Annotated in this window: 23 protein-coding genes and 4 pseudogenes; 12 read left to right on the top strand and 15 right to left on the bottom strand. The window is 56.6% G+C overall.

The window, feature by feature from the left end:
- The first annotated feature begins 101 nt into the window (after positions 1-101).
- Positions 102-1,122, top strand: a pseudogene (locus QTO30_RS13225) (ribose-phosphate pyrophosphokinase).
- A gap of 3 nt (positions 1,123-1,125) precedes the next feature.
- Here QTO30_RS13225 and QTO30_RS13230 read toward each other — a convergent pair.
- Positions 1,126-1,476 (bottom strand): H-type lectin domain-containing protein, encoded by a 351-nt coding sequence (locus tag QTO30_RS13230; RefSeq protein ID WP_340424564.1) that lies wholly within the window; start codon positions 1,474-1,476, stop codon positions 1,126-1,128.
- 128 nt (positions 1,477-1,604) lie between these two features.
- Between QTO30_RS13230 and QTO30_RS13235 the strand changes: the two genes are divergently transcribed.
- From QTO30_RS13235 to QTO30_RS22120, 3 genes and pseudogenes are all read left to right on the top strand, one after another.
- The gene (locus QTO30_RS13235; protein ID WP_340424565.1) at positions 1,605-1,880 is read left to right on the top strand and encodes a hypothetical protein; all 276 of its coding nucleotides are present in this window, start codon (positions 1,605-1,607) and stop codon (positions 1,878-1,880) included.
- Positions 1,877-2,314 (top strand): hypothetical protein, encoded by a 438-nt coding sequence (locus QTO30_RS13240; protein WP_340424567.1) that lies wholly within the window; start codon positions 1,877-1,879, stop codon positions 2,312-2,314. The genes QTO30_RS13235 and QTO30_RS13240 overlap by 4 nt, the downstream gene beginning before the upstream one ends.
- A 38-nt stretch (positions 2,315-2,352) precedes the next feature.
- Positions 2,353-2,545, top strand: a pseudogene (locus QTO30_RS22120) (IS3 family transposase); the annotation flags it as partial.
- Positions 2,546-2,696: 151 nt separating this feature from the next.
- Here the strand turns inward: QTO30_RS22120 and QTO30_RS13245 are convergent.
- The 3 genes from QTO30_RS13245 to QTO30_RS13255 form a co-directional block, all read right to left on the bottom strand.
- Complete coding sequence (locus QTO30_RS13245) at positions 2,697-3,506, bottom strand: hypothetical protein (RefSeq protein ID WP_340424568.1); 810 nt, start codon at positions 3,504-3,506, stop codon at positions 2,697-2,699.
- Positions 3,507-3,605: 99 nt separating this feature from the next.
- A complete protein-coding gene (locus tag QTO30_RS13250) occupies positions 3,606-4,637 on the bottom strand; it encodes a trypsin-like serine peptidase (RefSeq protein WP_340424569.1) in 1,032 nt (343 codons plus the stop codon).
- Positions 4,638-4,694: 57 nt separating this feature from the next.
- Positions 4,695-5,186 (bottom strand): hypothetical protein, encoded by a 492-nt coding sequence (locus tag QTO30_RS13255; protein ID WP_340424570.1) that lies wholly within the window; start codon positions 5,184-5,186, stop codon positions 4,695-4,697.
- A gap of 212 nt (positions 5,187-5,398) precedes the next feature.
- Here QTO30_RS13255 and QTO30_RS13260 point away from each other — a divergent pair, with 212 nt between their 5' ends.
- Both QTO30_RS13260 and QTO30_RS13265 read left to right on the top strand, forming a co-directional pair.
- Positions 5,399-5,563, top strand: a complete 165-nt coding sequence (locus QTO30_RS13260) for a hypothetical protein (RefSeq protein WP_340424571.1) — start codon at positions 5,399-5,401, stop codon at positions 5,561-5,563.
- A 104-nt stretch (positions 5,564-5,667) separates the two neighbouring features.
- A complete protein-coding gene (locus tag QTO30_RS13265) occupies positions 5,668-7,422 on the top strand; it encodes a BTAD domain-containing putative transcriptional regulator (protein WP_340424572.1) in 1,755 nt (584 codons plus the stop codon).
- A gap of 40 nt (positions 7,423-7,462) precedes the next feature.
- Here QTO30_RS13265 and QTO30_RS13270 read toward each other — a convergent pair whose 3' ends face one another.
- Genes QTO30_RS13270 through QTO30_RS13295 form a run of 6 tightly spaced genes read right to left on the bottom strand, consistent with a single transcriptional unit; the run spans position 7,463 to position 11,383 of the window.
- Positions 7,463-8,218, bottom strand: a complete 756-nt coding sequence (locus QTO30_RS13270; protein WP_340424573.1) for a hydroxypyruvate isomerase family protein — start codon at positions 8,216-8,218, stop codon at positions 7,463-7,465.
- Positions 8,215-8,862, bottom strand: a complete 648-nt coding sequence (gene otnC, locus QTO30_RS13275) for a 3-oxo-tetronate 4-phosphate decarboxylase (RefSeq protein WP_340424574.1) — start codon at positions 8,860-8,862, stop codon at positions 8,215-8,217. Before otnC ends, QTO30_RS13270 begins: the two co-directional genes overlap by 4 nt.
- Positions 8,859-9,188, bottom strand: coding sequence for a nucleotide-binding domain containing protein (locus tag QTO30_RS13280; protein ID WP_340424575.1), 330 nt, complete (start codon positions 9,186-9,188; stop codon positions 8,859-8,861). Before QTO30_RS13280 ends, otnC begins: the two co-directional genes overlap by 4 nt.
- Complete coding sequence (gene otnK / locus QTO30_RS13285) at positions 9,178-10,092, bottom strand: 3-oxo-tetronate kinase (protein ID WP_340424576.1); 915 nt, start codon at positions 10,090-10,092, stop codon at positions 9,178-9,180. The genes QTO30_RS13280 and otnK overlap by 11 nt, the downstream gene beginning before the upstream one ends.
- Complete coding sequence (gene ltnD, locus QTO30_RS13290) at positions 10,089-10,988, bottom strand: L-threonate dehydrogenase (RefSeq protein ID WP_340424577.1); 900 nt, start codon at positions 10,986-10,988, stop codon at positions 10,089-10,091. The genes otnK and ltnD overlap by 4 nt, the downstream gene beginning before the upstream one ends.
- The gene (locus QTO30_RS13295) at positions 10,985-11,383 is read right to left on the bottom strand and encodes a hypothetical protein (RefSeq protein WP_340424578.1); all 399 of its coding nucleotides are present in this window, start codon (positions 11,381-11,383) and stop codon (positions 10,985-10,987) included. The genes ltnD and QTO30_RS13295 overlap by 4 nt, the downstream gene beginning before the upstream one ends.
- A gap of 222 nt (positions 11,384-11,605) precedes the next feature.
- On the opposite strand from QTO30_RS13295, the pseudogene QTO30_RS13300 reads away from it, so the two are divergent.
- From QTO30_RS13300 to QTO30_RS13315, 5 genes and pseudogenes are all read left to right on the top strand, one after another.
- Positions 11,606-12,256: pseudogene (locus tag QTO30_RS13300) on the top strand (LacI family DNA-binding transcriptional regulator); the annotation flags it as partial.
- A 37-nt stretch (positions 12,257-12,293) separates the two neighbouring features.
- Positions 12,294-12,584 carry a substrate-binding domain-containing protein gene (locus QTO30_RS22125; protein ID WP_445327152.1) on the top strand — a complete coding sequence of 97 codons (291 nt, stop codon included), beginning with the start codon at positions 12,294-12,296 and terminating at the stop codon, positions 12,582-12,584.
- A 190-nt stretch (positions 12,585-12,774) separates the two neighbouring features.
- Positions 12,775-13,794, top strand: coding sequence for a hypothetical protein (locus tag QTO30_RS13305; RefSeq protein WP_340424579.1), 1,020 nt, complete (start codon positions 12,775-12,777; stop codon positions 13,792-13,794).
- On the top strand, positions 13,791-14,069 hold the full coding sequence (locus QTO30_RS13310) for a hypothetical protein (protein WP_340424580.1): 279 nt from the start codon (positions 13,791-13,793) through the stop codon (positions 14,067-14,069). Before QTO30_RS13305 ends, QTO30_RS13310 begins: the two co-directional genes overlap by 4 nt.
- Entirely contained in the window at positions 14,066-14,776 is a 711-nt protein-coding gene (locus QTO30_RS13315; RefSeq protein WP_340424581.1) for a hypothetical protein, read from the top strand. The genes QTO30_RS13310 and QTO30_RS13315 overlap by 4 nt, the downstream gene beginning before the upstream one ends.
- Before the next feature lie 7 nt (positions 14,777-14,783).
- Here QTO30_RS13315 and QTO30_RS13320 read toward each other — a convergent pair whose 3' ends face one another.
- The 5 genes and pseudogenes from QTO30_RS13320 to QTO30_RS13340 form a co-directional block, all read right to left on the bottom strand.
- Positions 14,784-15,362 carry a lanthionine synthetase LanC family protein gene (locus QTO30_RS13320; protein WP_340425935.1) on the bottom strand — a complete coding sequence of 193 codons (579 nt, stop codon included), beginning with the start codon at positions 15,360-15,362 and terminating at the stop codon, positions 14,784-14,786.
- Positions 15,320-16,048, bottom strand: a pseudogene (locus tag QTO30_RS13325) (lanthionine synthetase LanC family protein); the annotation flags it as partial. The pseudogene QTO30_RS13325 and the gene QTO30_RS13320, both read right to left, overlap by 43 nt.
- A complete protein-coding gene (locus tag QTO30_RS13330; RefSeq protein ID WP_340424582.1) occupies positions 16,045-17,034 on the bottom strand; it encodes a T3SS effector HopA1 family protein in 990 nt (329 codons plus the stop codon). The pseudogene QTO30_RS13325 and the gene QTO30_RS13330, both read right to left, overlap by 4 nt.
- The gene (locus tag QTO30_RS13335) at positions 17,031-18,101 is read right to left on the bottom strand and encodes a phosphotransferase (RefSeq protein WP_340424583.1); all 1,071 of its coding nucleotides are present in this window, start codon (positions 18,099-18,101) and stop codon (positions 17,031-17,033) included. Before QTO30_RS13335 ends, QTO30_RS13330 begins: the two co-directional genes overlap by 4 nt.
- 69 nt (positions 18,102-18,170) lie before the next feature.
- A complete protein-coding gene (locus QTO30_RS13340) occupies positions 18,171-18,416 on the bottom strand; it encodes a hypothetical protein (protein ID WP_340424584.1) in 246 nt (81 codons plus the stop codon).
- 197 nt (positions 18,417-18,613) lie between these two features.
- Here QTO30_RS13340 and QTO30_RS13345 point away from each other — a divergent pair, with 197 nt between their 5' ends.
- Positions 18,614-19,303 (top strand): Crp/Fnr family transcriptional regulator, encoded by a 690-nt coding sequence (locus tag QTO30_RS13345; protein ID WP_340424585.1) that lies wholly within the window; start codon positions 18,614-18,616, stop codon positions 19,301-19,303.
- Positions 19,304-19,329: the final 26 nt, after the last annotated feature.

A 19,329-nucleotide genomic window follows, 5' to 3' on the forward strand; every position in this document is an offset into this window, starting at 1 on the left:
AGCTGAATTCTTTGCGGAACGGTAAGCTTGTGCTAGGCGGTGTCAACGCCACGATTCTGTTACATCGGTGTAGCAGCCCTTCTGCCAAAGGACCCCTTCCAATGCCCACAATGATCGAGCCCAAGCTGATTGCAGGAAACGCCAATCAGCCTCTCGCCACATCCATCGCGCGTCGCATGTCGATGCACCGGGGCATGGAGGTCGGACTATGTGATGCGCGGGTCGAACGGTTTAATGATGGTGAGATCTTTGTTGAGGTGTTCGAGAACGTGCGCGGCGAGGATATGTTCATCGTCCAGCCAACCTCGAACCCCGCCAACGACAATCTGATGGAACTGCTGATTATCGCCGACGCGCTACGCCGCTCATCTGCGGCCCGGATCACCGCGGTAATCCCCTACTTCGGATATGCCCGCCAGGATCGTCGATCAAAGGCGCGCACCCCGATCACGGCCAAGCTGGTGTCGAATATGATCGTAGAAGCTGGCATAGAACGCGTTTTGACCCTGGATTTGCACGCAACGCAAATTCAGGGTTTTTTCGATATTCCCGTGGATAACCTCTATGCTTCGCCGATCTACGCGCTGGATGCGATGCATAACTTCCGGGGCAAGATGGGTGATGTTATGGTCGTCTCTCCTGACGTCGGCGGCGTGGCCCGCGCCCGTGATCTGGCACAGCGGATCGGAGCACCGCTGTCGATCGTCGACAAACGCCGCGGCAAGCCGGGTGAGGTTGCTGAAATGACCGTGATTGGCGACGTGAAAGGCAAAGTCTGTGTGATCGTGGATGACATCGTCGATACGGCTAAGCACGCTTTGCAAAGCCGCCGAGGTGCTGATGGAAAACGGCGCAAAGGAAGTGCATTCTTATATCACACACGGTGTGCTGTCCGGCCCCGCGGTGGATCGCGTCTCCAAATCCGTCATGAAAAGCCTTGTGATCACCGATACGATTCAAGCGTCCGAGGCTGTAAAAAACTGCAAGAATATCCGCATTGTGCCAACCGCACCGATGTTTGCGCAGGCAATCCTGAACACCTGGAATGGCACATCGGTTTCATCGCTGTTTGATCACAAGACGCTGGGGCCAATCTACGAAGGGCTCTATGCGGCAGAGTAAACGCTAGTAAAGCTCCCAACCATCATCATGTGAAAGCTCGCCAAACGACGTCCAGGCGACGCGTACTCGCGCAACCTGGGTATCTGACCACGTACGAAAGACGATGGTGAAACCCGCCTCGGTGATGCCCTCAGCCTGCACATCGGCGCGGATGTTTGTGTTGTTTGAGATATCCCACATCGACATCGATACCTGCACATGCGGTGGCGTGGCGTAGGCTTGCGCAAAACTGACGGCGGCGCGTGATTGACGCGGCCCGTCACCACGCCACATCTGGCCGTCATCTTCAAAATCAGAAAAGAGCACCACATCACCGTGGTCTATACCTACCGTGCCACTCTGAAACCGACGCATGACCACCCCAATGCTCTCTTAACTCATAATAACACTTGGTTAATGAATCACTGATAGCTCAACCTTAACGATTTTTAAACGTCAGGTGAGTTGTTGCTGTGAAACATCCATATATTCGATCTTTAGTAGTGTATGCGCTGGTCTTGGTGCTTTCGGCTTGCGGGGGCGGCGGGGGCGCGACCGATGATGGCGGAGGAGGAGGCAACGGTGGCGGTAGTGGCGGCGGAGGCAACGGCGGCGGTGGGAATGGTGGCGGCACCCCGACCAGCCCGTTTACCCAGCCGTCCGAGGCACAGGCACTTTACTTTGTTACTGAAATGCCAGGGGCGTTCACTGCGGTGAAAGACGTCTACAACACTGGTGGTTTCACTCCTTTTGCAGATCTGCGGCGGCAACCACTGTGAACTATGAAGGCTTTATAGAGCTGGCCTTTACCAGTACGCCCAATGCCAACATCACCAGTCAGGCAGAGATGTACGTCGACATGCAGACAGGTGCCACCAGCGGCAGTGCCTCAGAATTCATGGGGTGGGTCGCTAACCCCGAAACCGGGCTGGAGGAACTGGCGCTTTATGAAGGTGACGTGATGATGTCAGGCGGGAACATCTTTGCTGGCGGCATTGGCCAGACACAGTACAATATGCAGATCAACGGCGCGCTTGATAACGGCGAACAAGCCTTCACCGTGGATGGGCAACTGAATGGGTTTATCTACGGGCCCAATACGGATGGCGTCTTTGTCACGGGCAGCGACTTTGGAACAAATAGCAATCTGGACTTCTCCGCTGATGGGCAACCTGTGTTTGGCACCGCAGCGATATGGGCTGTGAAGGATTAAATGCAGGGCGAAAGTGCTGAACAGCTCTCGGTTCACGCATGAGATATGCCGCATCAGAAAAACTGCAGATCATTCGGCTCGTGAAAGAAAGCGATTTCTCAGCGCGGCGGGGGTGAATTGCCAGATCAAGCACCAAGGCTAAAGCCTGTTTGGAACCGTGCGCCAACGGAGGTGCGGCGCAAAGTCGTCAAGCTGGCGTTGCAGGAGACGGTGCAGTCACCGCGCGAGCTTCCTATGTGCCTCGGCACACCGAGTCTGTTGATTGCCCAGGCCTCTGCAGCGCGTTTGCATAGATATGCACAGGAGCATAACACCTAATCGGGCCGCATGCGCAAAATTCAAAAAGGTGTCAACTTGATCTTTTTTAGGATTTTTAGAGCATTTAAAGTGTTTTCTTGATATGCCGGATCAACGGCCTCAGGAAATCGCGATCACGCCAGTAGTTTTGATGGCTAAGCGGCGTAAACCCGGTAATCAGACCGGCATTGATGGCGTGGTCCTTTGTAACTCGCGCGGCGTAACTGGCACTGAGGTCGGCAAGCGGCCACCCCAACACGTCATCTTTGTCATAATAATTGTGCCACTCAAAATCTGGGCTGAGTTGCGGAATGGGTGTAATATCAACCGGATCAATACCTGCGACAAAGATCGGAATATTGCATCCGGTGGTCAGCAGGCGGACGGTTGTTCGGCCACGGCAAAACGCCTCTTCCTCTGGGCTCGCAAAGTTCTGGGGGACCGACCACACCCCATCGCGTGCAAAGCCAGTGCGGGTTGCGTCCCACAGGTAATTTGAAATCACCTGACCACCCAGCGATTGCGCGACAATGATCAGTCGCCGGTCAGTGCCATCCAATGCGTTATAAAGCGTCCTCAATCTGTCCAGGATCTTCGCCTGCGCTTGAAAGTACGGGCTGTTCAGGCCGTCTTTGCGCGACTCAAGACTGGCCGCATCGGAGAACCCATAAAGGATGAACTGACGCAGATCATCCCACCGCAACCGGCGCTTGACTGCCTTAAAGTAGCGGCTTTGATTGTCCTGCAAAATGTCCTGATAAAAAACCGAGGCTGTGGCAACACGTTGCGCATGCACAGGCCCGAGCCGGTCAGCGATTTCGTCAAAAAGCTCGTCTGCATAGGTTGGTTTGGTGTCGCCCATGCCGTGCAATGTAAGAATACCCAGACTGGCCATCTGTGACCTCCTTTATGATGTCGCGATCATTTGCGCGATGCGACGTATGTTTAGTCGAAAAACCAGCCGCACCAAATAGCGATGCAACTGATCTTTGTGTCAGGCACCCATAGCTTTCCAGCCTTTCAACCGGTGAAAGACTTCCGGCGTGATGCGGGTCGATTTATTCGCGCATCCACCATAATTGTGGATGCCGATCACATGACGCTTGGCCGTGGTCTTCGAGTATCGCCATGTCGGGCTACCGCTTTGACCCGGCGCGGTGTCGAACATATAGGCCAGCCGTTTTGGCTCGACCCCGACAATCCGCCCGGCGTTGTACCACTGCGTGCCAAAGGCTTTGTCTCCGGGGTAACCAGAATTGTTGGCCAGCAGGTTCATCAGTGACGCGTCCGAGTAAGCCCCAAAACCGAACCAGCCTGTCTTGTCACCCAGTGGCGCACTTTCAGGCAGAATGATGCAGCCATAGTCCTCGGCCATTTCGCCGCGATTGACCCAGCCGCTGACGCTTTGGAACGTGGTACTGATGGCCGATCCATAAGGGCGCAGTTGACCGCTCATGCCCGGCACAACCTCGATCGATTGTACCCATCCGCCATTCGGCGCTGAAAACACGCAATGCCCTGCGGTAATCACTGTGCGCGGTGAGATCAGCCAACCTGTGCCGCGGCTGACCGCGCCATTGGCCATAGTGATCAGCAGCTGACAGATCATCCGCCAGGGTGGCGCGCCATCCTGGGCAATCTGGACACGCCCGTCGCGACCACAAACCGATTCCTGTGGTCCGCCACCAAAGTGCAACGAGGCCGCAAGCGGCATTTGGTCATAAGCTTCGGGCAGGCCGCATGGTGCAGATTCACCCAACCCGTGCACCATCGGTTCCAGTAGCGAAAAACCGGGGGCTGTCTCGAGGCTACCGCCGCCATGAGTCATGACGTCATAACCATCTTCGAGCAAGGTTTCGTTGGTTGCCATCTCAGGAGCTGGTTCTGCCTCTGCATAATCTCGCAGAAACGCAGCCATCTCGGCTTCTGCTGCCTCGGATACAGATGGCGTACCGGAGGTTTTGGCCGACTTATTGGCGGTTTTACGCGCGGGTGCCTTCTTCGGCGGAGTTTTCTTCGCAGGCATTTCAAGCCCTCCCAATCAGGGGCGCACCGGGCCGCGATGCCCGATGCGCCGTGGCCATTAAGCTTTGGATTGAATGCAAGCGAAGGCGGCCAGGGCATCTTGCAATGCGGTCCCGTACTTCTTGGCGGCAAACGACCGGACGGCCTTAACGACCTTTGGGATGCAACCCGCATACTTCGCGTATTTGCGCACCAGCGCCACAATCTTGCGGATAATCTTTTGCGCCCGACGCTTGATCGCGTTCACGACCGGTTTCAGAAAGTCAAAAAACCCTTCCTGCCCGTTGCCCACATTGCCGTCTGCGATATCCAGCAATGTCAATGTGCCGCCTGTTTCCGCGCTGGGTGCTGCAAACACTGTCCCCTGCGCGGCCTGGTCAAGCTCGTCCATCGCCTCTGGTGCGCCAAGACGAGCTGTAAGGCCAAGACCGAAATCTTCTTCGACCTGTGCAAAATCCGCCGCAATCTCTGCAACTTCGGCGCTTTCAGGCGCATCGTTTGCTGTCATCTGGGGTGCGGTTGGCGTGTTGCCGACTACTTCGTTGTCCATTTTAAAACTCTCTTTTTCAAATGTTGTGCCGCCATGCGGCTTCGTTGAAATCAACCGCAGAAATATCGGCTGATCTGGTGACGTTGATCACCTGCCAACCACCATGCCGACGGACCGTCAGGTCAGCGTCACGGCACTGTCATGCCAGCGACAATGTTTCCAAGACAAAAGAGAGCTGTTTGGTTAGTTTGACGCCAAGGGGAAGGAATGACATGGCACACGCGCAAGGTGATCACTATATCACACTGCGTGCCCTTGGGGGTGCGTGGATCGAATTGCCGGGCGAGGTGGCGCGCATCACCGCGCCTAAGAAAGTTGCACTGATCGCATATCTGGCGCTGGATCGGTTCAGTGCCTCCCGTGACCTGCTGGCTTAGGCCTACTGTGGAGCGATGTACCCGACCCAAATGCACGCGCATCGCTGCGGCAGGCCTTATCCGAGTTGCGCGCTGCTCATCCAATCCTGCGCGACGCATTGCAAGTGGACAGAACAAATGTGCTGCTTGATCAGAATGCAGTGCAATGCGACATAACTGTTCTGCGGGATGCCCTCAAAGCTGGTGTTCTGCCACCTGCCTTACGCGGTGGCGGTGGCGAGTTGGTCAATGATCTGCTCTACGGTTTCGAAGCATTGGGTGACCGGTTCGCCGATTGGCTGGCCGACACGAAACGCCAGATCACGGCGAGCTACCTTGATCGCATGGAAAAGGCCGCCAATCGTACGGATTTGTCGCCCCAGTTACGCATCGATATGGCCGAAGCAGCACTTGCCCTTGATCCGCTTGGCGAAAACGTTTGCCGCTTTGCTATGTCGCTGGCCAATGACCTTGGCGATATAGGACGCGCGCTTCAGATCTATTCGGCCTTTTATGCCCGGATGGAGGCCGAACTGGATATGGAGCCGTCTTTGGCCACGCAGGATCTGGCGGCCAGCATCAAACTTGGGACAACCAATGAATTGGACAAGACCACCCCTGCGTCCACACCAGCCCATAACCCGGCCGTGTCGTTGCCAAACGAACCAGCCGCGCTGCGCAACCACGGCAGACCTATCATGGCAGTCCTGCCCTTGCAGGTGGTTGGTACACAGCCTTTGCAGACTCATCTGACGGACATGCTTGTTGACAATGTCATTATGAAGATCACCCGGCAGCGCGAGATCTCGGTCATATCGCAAGTCTCCATACGGCATCTGACTGACCGGCCAGATGTTGTGGCCGTCCTGTCCGAAAACTTTAACGTCCGCTATGTCCTCAGCGGGACAATCCGGATCACCGATCTGGGTTATCACCTTAACATGGCATTTACCCGCACCGATGATGGTGTGCTGCTCTGGGCGCATAGCCTGGAAGTGACGGAAGACGCATTGTTTCAGGCAAACAGCGACACCGCAGAACAGGTTGTGCATATGTTGATGCCACACCTGCAACGCTCTGAGATTCAAGGCATGGGCAGCAACACCATCGAAAACCTCTCAGCCTATCAAAAACTGCTCAAAGCACAGGAACTGGTCTATACGCTATCCAAACCGCTGGTCGAAATGGCCGGTGGTATGTTGCAAGACGCCGTCGCCACTTGGCCGGACTATGTGCCTGCCCGCGTCGCGCTGGCCGATTGGTACAGTTTGTGGGTCGGGCAAGGCTGGTCGCAGGACCCGCAGGCCGATATGCGCGCGATCCAGTCCATGTTGCAAAATGTCGTGACAAATGATGCGCGCAGCGGGCGTGCGCTGGCGATGCTTGGACATAACCTTGCCATTTATGCCCGCCGCTATGACGAGGCACTTTCCCTCTTTGAAGATGCCTTGCGTGCTACGCCGGGCGATGCCGAAACGCTTTTGTGGACAGGCCCAACATTGGCCTATACCGATCAGGAGGGCGAAGCAATTGAGCGGCTGTTGCAAGCCAGCCGTCTGACGCTCGATAACCCGTTGCGGTTTCGCTACGAGCATTTCCTTAGTCTTGCCTACTTTGCCGCCGGGAACATGTCAGAGGCCGCCCGGATCGGCGTGAGTTCCCTGATGCGGAACAGCCGCTATACCTCAAGCTTGCGTGTGACGACCGGGGCTTGCGTAGCCATCGGCGACATGGAAAAGTCCCGCGAGCTTGGCGCGCGTATCCTGCTGCTAGAACCCGATTTCAGAGTTTCGGAATTCATCAAGCGACAGGGTTTTCGTGACCCTGCCCGACGTGCCGATTTTGGTGATCTGCTGCGGCGGGCGGGCTTACCGAACTAGATGCCTTTTGCAAGGCGGGCGAAAAGACGGTCGTGACCTTCTAAGCAAGCAGAGATTGCGACTGCATCCAGCGCAAAGGCGCATCAGGATCGCGCGGCTTGAACTCTGCCCCCAGCGGCGCGGTCCACCCGAGTGATGAGATATGGCCAAAAATGGCAGTATAGTTCAATTCACCATGATCCGGGGCACCCCTATCGGGAACCGCAGCAAACTGGATATGGCCGATCAGAGGCAGCAAATCGCCGAGCCTTGTCATCACATCACCTTCGGTTCGGCCCACGTGATAACAGTCAAACATAAGCTTGAGGTTGGGGGCATCGACCCGTGACATAATCTCATGCGCCTGACCCGTCGTTTCAAGAAAGTAACCCGGCGCATCATGGCGGTTCAGCGGTTCGATCAGAATGGTCCTATCAGTCTGAGCGGTCGCATAGGTGAGGTTCGTTTCGAATGTGTCGCGTGCCGCTTCGCCCTTGGCAAAACCCGCCATGACGTGGATGGCCTGCGCATCAACTGCGTCGGCATAGGCGATCGCCTGGTCGATCGCGGCGCGCGCCTCTGTCTCGCGGCCATGAAGTGCCGCAAGGCCGTTTTCACCGACCTGCCCACGCACGGTGTTAAGGCCCAGCATCGGCAGGCCTGTTGCATCCAACGCCGCACGAACATCGCTTGCGGGCGTCTCATACGGCCAATGGCATTCCACGGCGGCAAAACCAGCTGCATGCGCCGCATGGATCGCATCTGGCAAGGGTCGGTCGGTCCAAAGGAAGCCCAGGTTCGCTGAAAACCGGGTCATTTGTCCCAATCCACATCGAATTTAGTGACAACACGCGTGATCTGTTCTGGTGAAAGCGTGCGGGCCGGGATGCCTCGCATCATCAAGGCAAGGCGCGCTGTCGCTTCAAGCTCTTCAATGGCATTGCAGGCCGCTTCGACGGTTTTGCCCGCGACAACAGGCCCATGATTGGCCAGCATCACAGCGCTGCGCTTGCCTGCCAGACCACGCACAGCATCGCCCATCGCGGGATCACCAGGCACGAAGAAGGGCAGAAGTTTGACATGGCCAAGCTGCATGATCGCGTAAGGCGTCAGAGGCGGCAAAAAGCTGTCTTCGTCGCAATCAGGCAAAAGTGACAGCGCCACTGAATGACATGAATGCAGGTGAACGACCGCACCAGCTGTACTGCGTGTGTCATAAAAGGCCGTATGAAGCGGCATCTCTTTGGTGGGCTGATCACCATCAATCAGCCGACCCGCGGTGTCAAACCGACTAAGCCGCGCAGGGTCCAAACGCCCAAAGCTCGTGCCCGTGGGCGATACAAGCAGCCCGCCATCTTCGGTGCGCGATGAGATGTTACCGGTTGACCCATGGGTCAGGCCACGATCAAACAGCGACTTGGCCAGAAGACAGATTTGTTCACGTAGTTTTGCTTCGCTCATGCGTCCAATACGACAGATGCTTTTTCAAAAAAGTCCTCTGCTCCAAAGTTGCCCGACTTGAGTGCCAGCACAAGGTCGGGGGTCGCCCGCAACGCAGGCACGCCGGGGTCAATTTCGGGTCCGATGCTGAGCGCGTCAAGGCCAAGCGCGTCTACAACAGCGCCAGATGTTTCGCCCCCGGCGGTGATGATCCGCTGCACACCAGCCGCAACAGCCGCCCGGGCGAGGTTGGCAAAGAAACCCTCAATGGCGGTGGCGGCAATCTCGCGGCCAAACCTGCTTTGCACATCATTCACAACCTCTGGATCAGCAGAGCTATAGATCAAGGGCAACCCGCCAGGCGGCAAGCGCCCAGTCAAGGATGGCGTCGGGCATAATACGTTGTTCAATGATATCTTCGGCAACCACTTCGCGTGCGGGATGGCGCGCAGCGTGATACTTCACCTGAGCGCGAGTGGCCGCCGAACATGACCCTGAAACCGCCAGAACCGGCCCCGCTTGCCCCGTCCAAACAGGTACGCCGGGTGTGCAGCCAAAGTTGCGCGGCAAACCCAATGCAACGCCGGATCCACCTGTGACAAGCGGCAAATCTGCTGCGGCGCGCCCAATTTCCATCAGGTCCGCATCGCGAATGGCATCGACAACTATATGACGCTTTCCCGCAGCGTGCTGGGCATCCAGCGCCTTCAGTATTGCCTCTGCGCCTTTAAAAACTGTGGCAGCTGCGACATGGCCGATCTGGTTTGTCGTTTGCGGCGCAAGCCATCGTCGCAGGTCTGGATCGGTCATGGGCGTCAACGGATGGTTCTGCATGCCCGATGCATTCAACAATACATCATTTACAAAAAGATGCCCCTGGTAGACTGAGCGCCCCGTTCCGGGAAATGCAGGACAAAAAATCACGCGATCGGCGCCCAGCGCATCTGCCAGCGCATCCGCGACCGGGCCGATGTTGCCCTTTGGTGTGGAATCAAAGGTCGAACAGTATTTGAAAAAGAACTGGGTGCAGCCCTGATCCTGTAGCCATTTGAGCGCCGCCAACGATTGCGTAACAGCATCTTCTGGCGCGATTGACCGTGATTTGAGAGACACAACTCCGGCTTCTACCTCCGGTGCGGCAGGCCCCGCGGGGATACCGGAATACTGCGCAACGCGCATGCCGTGTTTGGCCAGCGTATTGGCAAGGTCACTTGAACCGGTAAAATCGTCTCCGATACAGCCAAGTTTCATTGTTTTTCTTCTGGCAAAACCAGCCCCGCTTCTGCTGCATAGACCTTGGCGATGGCGGCGTCGTCTTCATGGCCAAGCCCCATGGCAACCGCGCGTTTATATTGCTCCAAAGCTGTCTCTGTAATTGGAGCGTGAAAGCCCGCTGTCCGCGCAGTTTCCAGCACGATACCAAGATCCTTCGGCCAGATATTGACCTGGCTGTGCGGGGTATAGTCGCCCGCCACGATATGGGGCGCGCGATTTTCCAGCATCCAAGAATTGCAAGCGCATTTGGCGATCACATCGACAAAAACATCAGGTTTGATGCCTTGGGTCATGCCAAAGGTCATTGCTTCGGCCATGGTGGCGATGTGCACGCCCGCCAACAACTGATTGACCGCTTTCATGGCAGATCCCGCGCCTGCGACATCACCAAGACGGAACACGGTCTCGGCCGTTGCGTCAAGGATCGGCGCCAGTGCTGTAAATGCAGCAGCGCTCCCGGATGCCATGATACCCAGCTTACCCTCTGCCGCTTTGACCGAGCCGCCGGAAATCGGCGCATCAAGGTAGTGCACGCCATGGCTATTGCAGCGACATTCCATGTCCTTTGCAAACTCCGGTGGGACTGTGGCGCAGGCCATAACGGTCGCCCCCTTGCGCAGGCGGGGCACGATACCATCCGCTCCGAAAAGCACGCTCTCGACCTGGGCTGCATTCAGAACAACCACCACAACCGTATCGAGGTCTGGTGCCACCTCTGCAACGTCACCGGCTTTCCCACCTTCCGCGACAAACCGCGCGACGTGTTCAGCTACAACGTCAAAGCCATGTACGGTGAACCCGGCCCGCAAGCAGGACCGCGCCATGCCATGGCCCATGGACCCAAGACCGAAGACAGCCATACGCACGCTCATAATGGGTTCCTTCCAGTGCCTTTCAAGACGTGGGATGCATCGCGCCGTTTGCTTTCCACAAGGTGAATTTTGTCAGATGAAGTGATAAACGCGGTGCGGCCCGACACGTCATCAATCGCAGAGGCCCAGATGAAGCCCTCATGATCAACGCGAAACCCGTTTGGTACGCCCGGAGCCACGACAGCAAAGTCGGGAGGATTGAACAGCGCGATGACTTTGACGTCAAAGACCATGATATGGTGAGGGGTATCATAATCGATTCCGGGAAAACTAGCGCCCTCAATCGCGCCAGCGTTAGCGATCTGAAGTCGTTGGGTGAGGTAGTCAACGCTAAGTACTTGCGTGAAGAAAAAGCTCCCCACGGTGATCAATACGACAACGCCAAAATCGGGCATCAGACTATCAAGCGAAGCCAATTGCCGAACTTAATAGAAGCTTTTTCATTTTTCCTCCCTGCCGCCGCCATCTTCAAATCCTTGCAATGCGCCATAAGTGTTTACGTAAACATATTGTCTCCACGGTAGATGTTTACATAAACAGTAGTCAAGTGAAGATTCAGGGGAAGCCGCAACATGGCGAAACGGCGGGCGACGCGATCTGGAAAACAACAGCCGACGATGCATGATGTTGCGCGCGTCGCAGGCGTAAGCCAAATGACCGTTTCCCGCGTCATGCGCGGTGCTGGCTACATCTCAAAAGACGTGACAAAAGAGGTGGTTAGGGCCGCGCGCGAGATCGGCTATGTGCACAACAGACTGGTAAGCGGGAATGCCACATACGACAATCCGATTGTCGGGGTTGTGGTGCCGACCATGCAAAACCGCGTCTTTACCGAAGTGCTTTCAGGCATCAACGCAACCCTTGACGAAAGCGGGTTGAGGCCGGTCTTTGGCGTATCCGACTATTCCCTTGAGACAGAAGAAGACCTAGTTTTCGACCTTCTGTCCTGGCGCCCGCGCGGCCTGATTCTCTCGGGTTTGGAACACACCGATTCCCTGCGGAAAATCATTGCGCAAACAGGCGTACGGCTGGCAGAGATTATGGATACAGACGGCGACCCGATGTCCGCCTGTTTCGGCGTCTCACATACCAAGGCGGGGCACGACATGGGCAAACATCTGATCGCGCAGGGCTATCGCACCTTTGCTTATGTTGGCAGTCAGGGTGGCCTTGATCTGCGTGCGACAAAACGCTTTGAGGCCTTCGCTCAGGTCATAAAGGAAGCAGGCGCGCAAATCGTGGCGCTGGAAACGTCGGATGGTGCATCTTCGATGGAAATCGGGCGGGCAATCACAAGTTTAGCTCATGCAGCAACAAACCCCGCCGCACGCTATCTACTTCGCGAACGACGATTTGGCGGCGGGTGGTCTGATGCATTGCTTGGCAGAAGGGGTTTCCACACCAGAGCAGGTTGCCCTCGCCGGGTTCAATGGTCTGAGTTTCCTGTCAGCCCTGCCCAAACTAATCACGACAACGGTAACCCCACGCTTTGATATCGGGACAGCCGCTGCAAAGTGGCTCATGCAACCGGATGAAGAGACAGCCATACGTAAGGTTGTGCTTGAAGCGACGTTGCGCATCGGTGACACCACATAGCGGATCGCGGGCAAGGCAGCTGTTGCGGTAAAACAGCCCCGTTTCAAGATGACAACAGCTCATCCAGCATAAGTTTCGCCAATAGAGGATACCTTTAAAGCTGTCTTGCGACTTGACGATAGCTTGACGGCCCTTGGGCTACCTTTCTCGCAAGATAAACGCATGAGGGGGATGCCCATTGTTTGGTTTTATGAACGGCGGAAGCAACGGGGGCTCCAATGGTGGCAGCAACGGTGGGTCCAACGGCGGTAGTAACGGCGGGTCCAATGGGGGCAGTACCGGATTTACCGTGCCAACAGGCGGGTTGGACGGCGCATCCGGGGTGATCCCATTTGATGGCGTTTTGGCCCTTGATGACATCGACAATGCCTGTCTGCCCACCGGGATGACCTTTCCAAAGGCGTCCTGGTCGCCCGAACTGCGTGCGCAATTGGTGCTGGGCGACTTTGGTGCCACCGACTGGCGCGACATCAACAACGCGAATACTGTACCCCGCGTCCGCTGGGAACACAGCGATGGTTTCACTCTTGCGCCCGCGCCGCTGGATCATGTGGACAGCGCCGAGGCCGAGATTGCCGCCCTTCTTGAAAAACGCGACACGCAACGCAATGGCGCCCGCATGTCCGAGATCGCCTGGCAGGCGGACCGCCCCGTGGATTACTGGACCACATTGTTGTCCATTGATGCCGCTAGCAAGCCCGCGACGATGGCGGCAATCCATTGCGCCTATAGTATTGGTCAGATGGTGGGAATGTATTTCAAGGACTTCTTTGCCCGCGCCCGTCCTGCACACCTGATGCCCAACCTGTTGACAGTGGTGCCAACACCCAATCACCCATCGTACCCATCCAATCATGCGCTTCAGAACGAACTGGTGGGCCTGTTGCTCTTGCGGCTGCTACCAGATTCGATGAAGCACTGCTATGGCGACACGATCGGTGCGATGGCATTCCGGTTGGCCGAAAATCGCGAAATTGGCGGTCTACATTTTTCGCAGGACAGCGATGCCGGGCGCCAGATTGCCCGATGGCTGGACCAAACCTATCTGCGCAATCTGACGACGATGCAGTCACTTCTTGCGGATGCTCGCGCTGAATGGAACATCGCAGGCCACGCCCCCATGCGCAATCTGCCGTATCTGAATGGAATCTCCTATGCCGCCGGTTTTGGCGGCTCAACCAACACACCTGAAACAGAGGTCCACGCATGAGTATTCGCCCTGCATTTGGCACCGAAGCGCCGTTCAAGGCGGATTATGACAGTGACCGCGCCACCCGTAAGGGCCGTGCTGCCCCGCAAGCCCTGAACCCACAAGGCCCCATCTTCCTTGACGCGCAATGGCGTAACATCTGGCCCGCGCGAGACCAGTTCGGCCGCGGCACTTGCGTGGCATTCGGCACCATTGCCGCGATCGAACTTATGCGTGCCCGCGAAAAGGACCTGCCCCCGAAAGACTGTCGGAACAGTTTATGGATGAGCAAATGAAATCGAAATTCCCTCTGAGAAGCGCTGAAGAAGCCACGATGCCTGATGGCGGTCTCTTGCTACGTCAGGCCTGGGCTGTAATCGAGAACGTGGGCCTTGTTGACACGGCACATGTGCCCTACCGGTCGGCGGCCCATAGCATGGCCGCCTCGGGCCCGCCCGCCCCCGCAAGTGTAGAGACGCGTGCGGCTCAGGACACATTTACCTGTGTTGAATACGGGCGCATCGGCAAAGCCCGTGAAGGTGATGATCCACGCACGGTCTATTTTTCCACCGGTGAGGGTATCGCCCAGAAATGCCTCGATTTCCTGTCGGCGGGCTATCCCATTGTGGTCGGCATTCCGCTTTTTCTACATCCCAGCGGATTGACGAACTGGACCTTACCCTCAGCCCTGGCGCACGGTCTGGTTCATTGCCCCGAAGATGCTGAAAGCCCACCATTGGATGGCCCCCGATCTGACGGGCATGTGGTCTGCCTGACCGGCTTTGTCCCCGACGAAACCGAACCAATGGGTGGGTGGTTCACGTTCCGCAATAGCTGGGGCACGGAATTTGCTGCCAGATCGCTGGGTGATGACATGCCACAAGCCGCCAAAGGCCGCGGAAACGGCAGGCTGTCCGCAACCTACCTGAACGAATATTGCTGGGAATACCTTGTACCCGGGCCCGTGATCAGCCAGCAGGAGGGTCACGCCGCATCGGCTTGACCCGGGATCAACTGCTACCAATGCAGACCAATGACGGAGGTCGGTCCGTGGTCATGCAACGCAAGACAGCATACCCCGTCCCTGCCAACCCCAGCATAAGGCCGGGTGGTTTGTGTGTGGCACCGCCGCCGTAAGCCAGAGGGCGCCCGGCATCCAGATATGTCGATTTGATGAAATCCAGCACTTCGTGCAGCACCGAGCGATCATCTGTGATGGGATGCAGGAAAACCTCGATGTCGCTGCACACACCATGACACAGGCATAGATTTGTCTGTGGCGTCAGCCGCGTAAGTAGGGTCTTTCTGGTCAGAGCAGCCGCTGTTTGAGCCGGTGCCAAAAATGCTGGATCTTGGGTCAACGCAAAGGCGCGCAACCGAGCAAGGCCGATGCCTGTTGCACCATGGCACCATGCGACCTCTGTGCAACCACTGGCCTCTGTCTGCCCATGATAACGTAAATCCGGCCAGACACCGCGCAGATTGTCAAACCAGCTTTGTTCATACGCATAGGCTTTTTTCCTGCTGCTGTCATATGGTCTTGCCCAAAAGCCACACCAAGTTCGATCAGCGCCAAACCAATGCCGCAGGCCCCATGACCGTAACCCAACAGGTTAGGTTTTGCTGGCGCATCGGCGTCCAGCCAACCGGCATTACCCGCATTGGCGCGCATTTCGGATGTTGTATCCCATGACAACCCACGGCTGTCTTCGACAGCTTGCGCAAGGATGTCTTCGCCCCAATGCAGCAACGGTTCCTCGATGCGGTCCCGACCCAGAACATCCTGCAAACTGATGATCGCGGGGATGGATGCTGCGACACCCAGCATGACATCCAAAATGCATGTCCCTTCGGTGTCTGCCTCCAGCGCTTGCAGAATGATCGCCTTGCCCTTGGCAATGAGCGCGTCCTGCCCTGTCATCTGCCCGACCACAATGGCAGCATAGCCAATACCGACATGACCAGTGTAGAACGACAGCGCAACCGTCGGCGGACAATCCTGATACCGCGAGAGCGCATGGTTGATCGCGCCTTGTGCTGTCTGCTGGATCACCGGATCGCCTGTCATCTGGCCCAGATGCGCCAGAAAGAGTGCGATGCCTGCGGTCCCGTCATAGATACTCGGGCCAAGCGCACCATAGCCCGCCATCGTCGCACCCAGAAACATATCATTCGCCGGGCCAAGCCAGTTGCATCGTGCATCATCCCAGATCGCATCACGCGCCAGCATCTTGCCAATATGCAATGCCATCTGTCGGATATCGTCGTCGGTCATGCGGCAATCGTCGCTGACGGCGCATTCAGACAGTAGTCCGTATCTGAACCCGGGTTTAGATAGAGCCTGCCAACGTCCAGATTTTGTGCTGCGCAGAGTGTCTTGAACACTGTCTCAAAAAGGTTTGGATCAATCTCTCCATCAGCACGCGCCTGCATGATGGCCTGCGCCACCAGCTTGCATCGTGCTGCGCCAAAACTGCCTGCGTCAGGGGTATCTTCGGCCAGTCCGATACCGCGCCCCATCGGTTTGGTAAATGGCGGGACCGCGTCATCAAGGAAATGCTCCAACCGCGCCAGCTGTGTTGCCAATGCCATGGCTGCGACGGTGAACACACGTTGGGGCAGATACAGCACCGCTGTATCCACCCGCGAAAAATCACAGATGCGCGTGGCGGTCTTGAAGCGAAAGGGCACAAGGTAGTCGTTCAGAACCTGCGAAATCAGCCCGGCCACAGGTGCCGCGGCGCCCGGTCCCGTCAGATTGAAATAAAGGCGGATGTTTTTAACCTCTTCTGCTGCATCCAGGTGTTCCTGTCCAAAGATATGAAAGAACCCAGGTTGCACCGTCTTGGAGCCTGCAAGATGCGTCACAGTAATCTCTGACCCCGAGCGGACAGGTGCAGCATCGGGTGCCGCCAAAAACTGACCGGCAATAAACTTGCGCACAGTGCCAAAACGCTCAGCCATAACGGATCCTTCGGCAAGCACACTGCGCACCACCCAGCCGTCCTCAACCTTGGGAACGGTTGTATTCGCTGCCGAGATATCCGCGATCAAGGCCGCGCTTGGTGTGCCACTGCCAAAGGCGTCACCGATCTGGCCGCTCGGGTGGGTGTAGAAGTACTTGTAAGCAAACTCAGTCAATTGCAGTTCAAACGGTGCGCCCGATTGACTGGCGCGCTGTACCGGCTGACCTTTGAAAGTGATCTGATCCTGCGCGTTAATGCCGACCTGTGCGACAAATGCCCCTAGTGCAGGTGTCATGCTGCTTGCTTGCATGGCCGAGCCAGAGTGGCGGCAATTTCAGCCTGCCCTTCTAGGGAGATGACAGTCTCTGCCAGCTGCATCAGAGCCAAAGACAAGTCCGGCAGATCATCCTGTGCAAAACAGTATTCGTAACCCGCAACCAACAGCCGGGCCGCCATCATTGCGATACACCGGTCCAGAAACGCGCTGTCACATCCGCTGCGCGACGCGCTGTAGGCCGTCCAGAAGGCCCGCATCTCGGGCAAAGCTGCACCCAAAGCGTCACCGCTTTTCTGCATGACACGATGGATCACAAAGGCCCCAAATCCGCAGCCCACATCCCATGCGGGATCGCCCCGATCCGCCCGTTCCCAATCAATCAGACGCAGTGTCTGGTGGCCGGGATCAGCCTCGGACGGGGCGGTCAGGAAGTTCTCAAGCTTGAAATCACCATGGATCAATGCGTCAGACACCCAGTTGTCGCGACACCATTGCAAGCTGTGCTTGATCTGCGGATTAGCGCGCAGGGCATCAATCAGCGCGGCACTGGCCGGGCTGCGCCCACGTAAGGATGGCAAAGGGCTGGGAGTTTCCTCAAGCCGGAAGATCCAATGCGGCTTGGCCGGGAAATCGACCGCTAGCGCGTCAACGGCTGATTGGGGCAGAATATGATACTGCGCCGCTATCCGACCCATCTGCCCCGCGTCATCACAGGAGTTCTGGCCAAGACGCCGCGCGCGGGTACCAAGATCTTCGGCGTCTTTGATCAACAGCAGCGTCATGGTCGCGCTGTCTTGGTCAAAATGCAAAAGCTGCGGCATTACGGCCTGCAGGTGTTGGAAGTCAGCGTTATCTGCAACGGCTTTGTAAATCTGCGCCTCAAGGGTGACGGACTCAACTGTACCTGCCTCGCCCTCATGCGCATGTTTGATAAAAAATGAGGGCCCGTGGAGCTGTTTGTAGACAAAGAAACGATTACGTTGGCGGCCCATAAACAATACACTCGAGCCATCTACAAGATCACGTTGCGACACCAATCCTTGCGTTTGAAGCGTTTGGATAATGTTGCGTGCAATCGGTTCCACGGGTTCCTCACTAGAAAGTGCTAAAAGGTCTTGTTGAGGGCGGCGCACGACGTGCCGCCCCCTAAATTTTTAAACGCTGCAGACTGCGGTGAACATTACACTGCCGCAGCCAAGCTCTGTTGATGTAAGCGCATCAATATGGGGTTTTGCAGCGGCCTGAGCTTCGGCGATATCACCAAAGGTACAACCCGCCGTGAACATGACGCTGACACAGCCATCAGAGACCGCTGGCGGCGTAGTCGCAGCTGCGGCTTTTGTCGCCTCAGCAACATCACCAAAGGTACAACCTGCTGTAAATGCAACACTAACACACATTATAAAATCCTCTCGATTGAAATTTGTTTGATGCCCAAGGCCGTCTCATCGACCTCGTGACCACTTCGTTTTAGGGTGCAGAGAATGGTACAGATGTGCGGCCGGACACAATTTTACGAAAAATTTGCGCGTCGCTGCAGGCTGGCTATCGTGGGACGACAAAGCTAAGGTGACGCCAAGATGACCCTGAGGCAAAAATGGCCGTCAAAGACGTAACCCAACAATCGCTGAAAGACTGCACCCTCTTGCGGGGTATTGATGAGCGAGCATTGGATGCGGTGTTACAGGAAATGGAAGTTTTGAGCGTCCCGCGCGGTAAGCTGATCATGATGCATGGCGATACGACAACCGAGACGTATTTCCTGTTGTCAGGGTCTGTCATTGGCCAGATTGTTGCCGAAACCGGGCGGGAAATCCTGTTTACCGAAATTGCGGAAGGCGGGTATTTCGGAGAGTTGGCAGCACTTGACGGCAAAGCCCGGTCGATCGCAATTTCAGCTCATTCCGACTGTGTGCTGGGCAAGCTTCGGGGGCCAACCTTCTTGAAGCTCCTGCGCGCATATCCCCAAATCGCTATCAATCTTGCCACTGATCTGGGCGCGCGACTGCGAAACATGAATGACCGCGTCTTCGGTCTTGTGGTCTATGATGTCGAAACACGGGTTCGCGTCCGGCTGATGCAACTGGCTCAGGAACAGGAACAGCTTTTGGATGGCGGTGTGATTGCCAACGCCCCAACGCATGAGGTGATCTCGAACTTCATAGGCGCAAACCGCGAAGCGGTCAGCCGTGTCATCGCCAAACTGAACCGCGCTGGTGTGATCGCCGCAAAACGCGGCGAAATTAGGATCAATGACGTCGAGACTCTAATGGATGTCCAAGATTAGCTGTGGCGTGCGCCAACGCACATCGC

It is taken from the genome of Yoonia sp. GPGPB17, assembly GCF_037892195.1.
Lineage (GTDB): Bacteria > Pseudomonadota > Alphaproteobacteria > Rhodobacterales > Rhodobacteraceae > Yoonia.

Coding starts and splice junctions, on each gene's coding strand:
- QTO30_RS13340 (WP_340424584.1), bottom strand. CDS start 18,416: ATGTGTGTTAGTGTTGCATTTACAGCAGGTTGTACCTTTGGTGATGTT.
- QTO30_RS13310 (WP_340424580.1), top strand. CDS start 13,791: ATGAGTATTCGCCCTGCATTTGGCACCGAAGCGCCGTTCAAGGCGGAT.
- QTO30_RS13315 (WP_340424581.1), top strand. CDS start 14,066: ATGAAATCGAAATTCCCTCTGAGAAGCGCTGAAGAAGCCACGATGCCT.
- QTO30_RS13255 (WP_340424570.1), bottom strand. CDS start 5,186: ATGGACAACGAAGTAGTCGGCAACACGCCAACCGCACCCCAGATGACA.
- QTO30_RS13260 (WP_340424571.1), top strand. CDS start 5,399: ATGGCACACGCGCAAGGTGATCACTATATCACACTGCGTGCCCTTGGG.
- QTO30_RS13305 (WP_340424579.1), top strand. CDS start 12,775: ATGAACGGCGGAAGCAACGGGGGCTCCAATGGTGGCAGCAACGGTGGG.
- QTO30_RS22125 (WP_445327152.1), top strand. CDS start 12,294: ATGCAGCAACAAACCCCGCCGCACGCTATCTACTTCGCGAACGACGAT.
- QTO30_RS13330 (WP_340424582.1), bottom strand. CDS start 17,034: ATGACACCTGCACTAGGGGCATTTGTCGCACAGGTCGGCATTAACGCG.
- QTO30_RS13270 (WP_340424573.1), bottom strand. CDS start 8,218: ATGACCCGGTTTTCAGCGAACCTGGGCTTCCTTTGGACCGACCGACCC.
- QTO30_RS13250 (WP_340424569.1), bottom strand. CDS start 4,637: ATGCCTGCGAAGAAAACTCCGCCGAAGAAGGCACCCGCGCGTAAAACC.
- otnC (WP_340424574.1), bottom strand. CDS start 8,862: ATGAGCGAAGCAAAACTACGTGAACAAATCTGTCTTCTGGCCAAGTCG.
- QTO30_RS13295 (WP_340424578.1), bottom strand. CDS start 11,383: ATGCCCGATTTTGGCGTTGTCGTATTGATCACCGTGGGGAGCTTTTTC.
- ltnD (WP_340424577.1), bottom strand. CDS start 10,988: ATGAGCGTGCGTATGGCTGTCTTCGGTCTTGGGTCCATGGGCCATGGC.
- QTO30_RS13345 (WP_340424585.1), top strand. CDS start 18,614: ATGGCCGTCAAAGACGTAACCCAACAATCGCTGAAAGACTGCACCCTC.
- QTO30_RS13245 (WP_340424568.1), bottom strand. CDS start 3,506: ATGGCCAGTCTGGGTATTCTTACATTGCACGGCATGGGCGACACCAAA.
- QTO30_RS13230 (WP_340424564.1), bottom strand. CDS start 1,476: ATGCGTCGGTTTCAGAGTGGCACGGTAGGTATAGACCACGGTGATGTG.
- otnK (WP_340424576.1), bottom strand. CDS start 10,092: ATGAAACTTGGCTGTATCGGAGACGATTTTACCGGTTCAAGTGACCTT.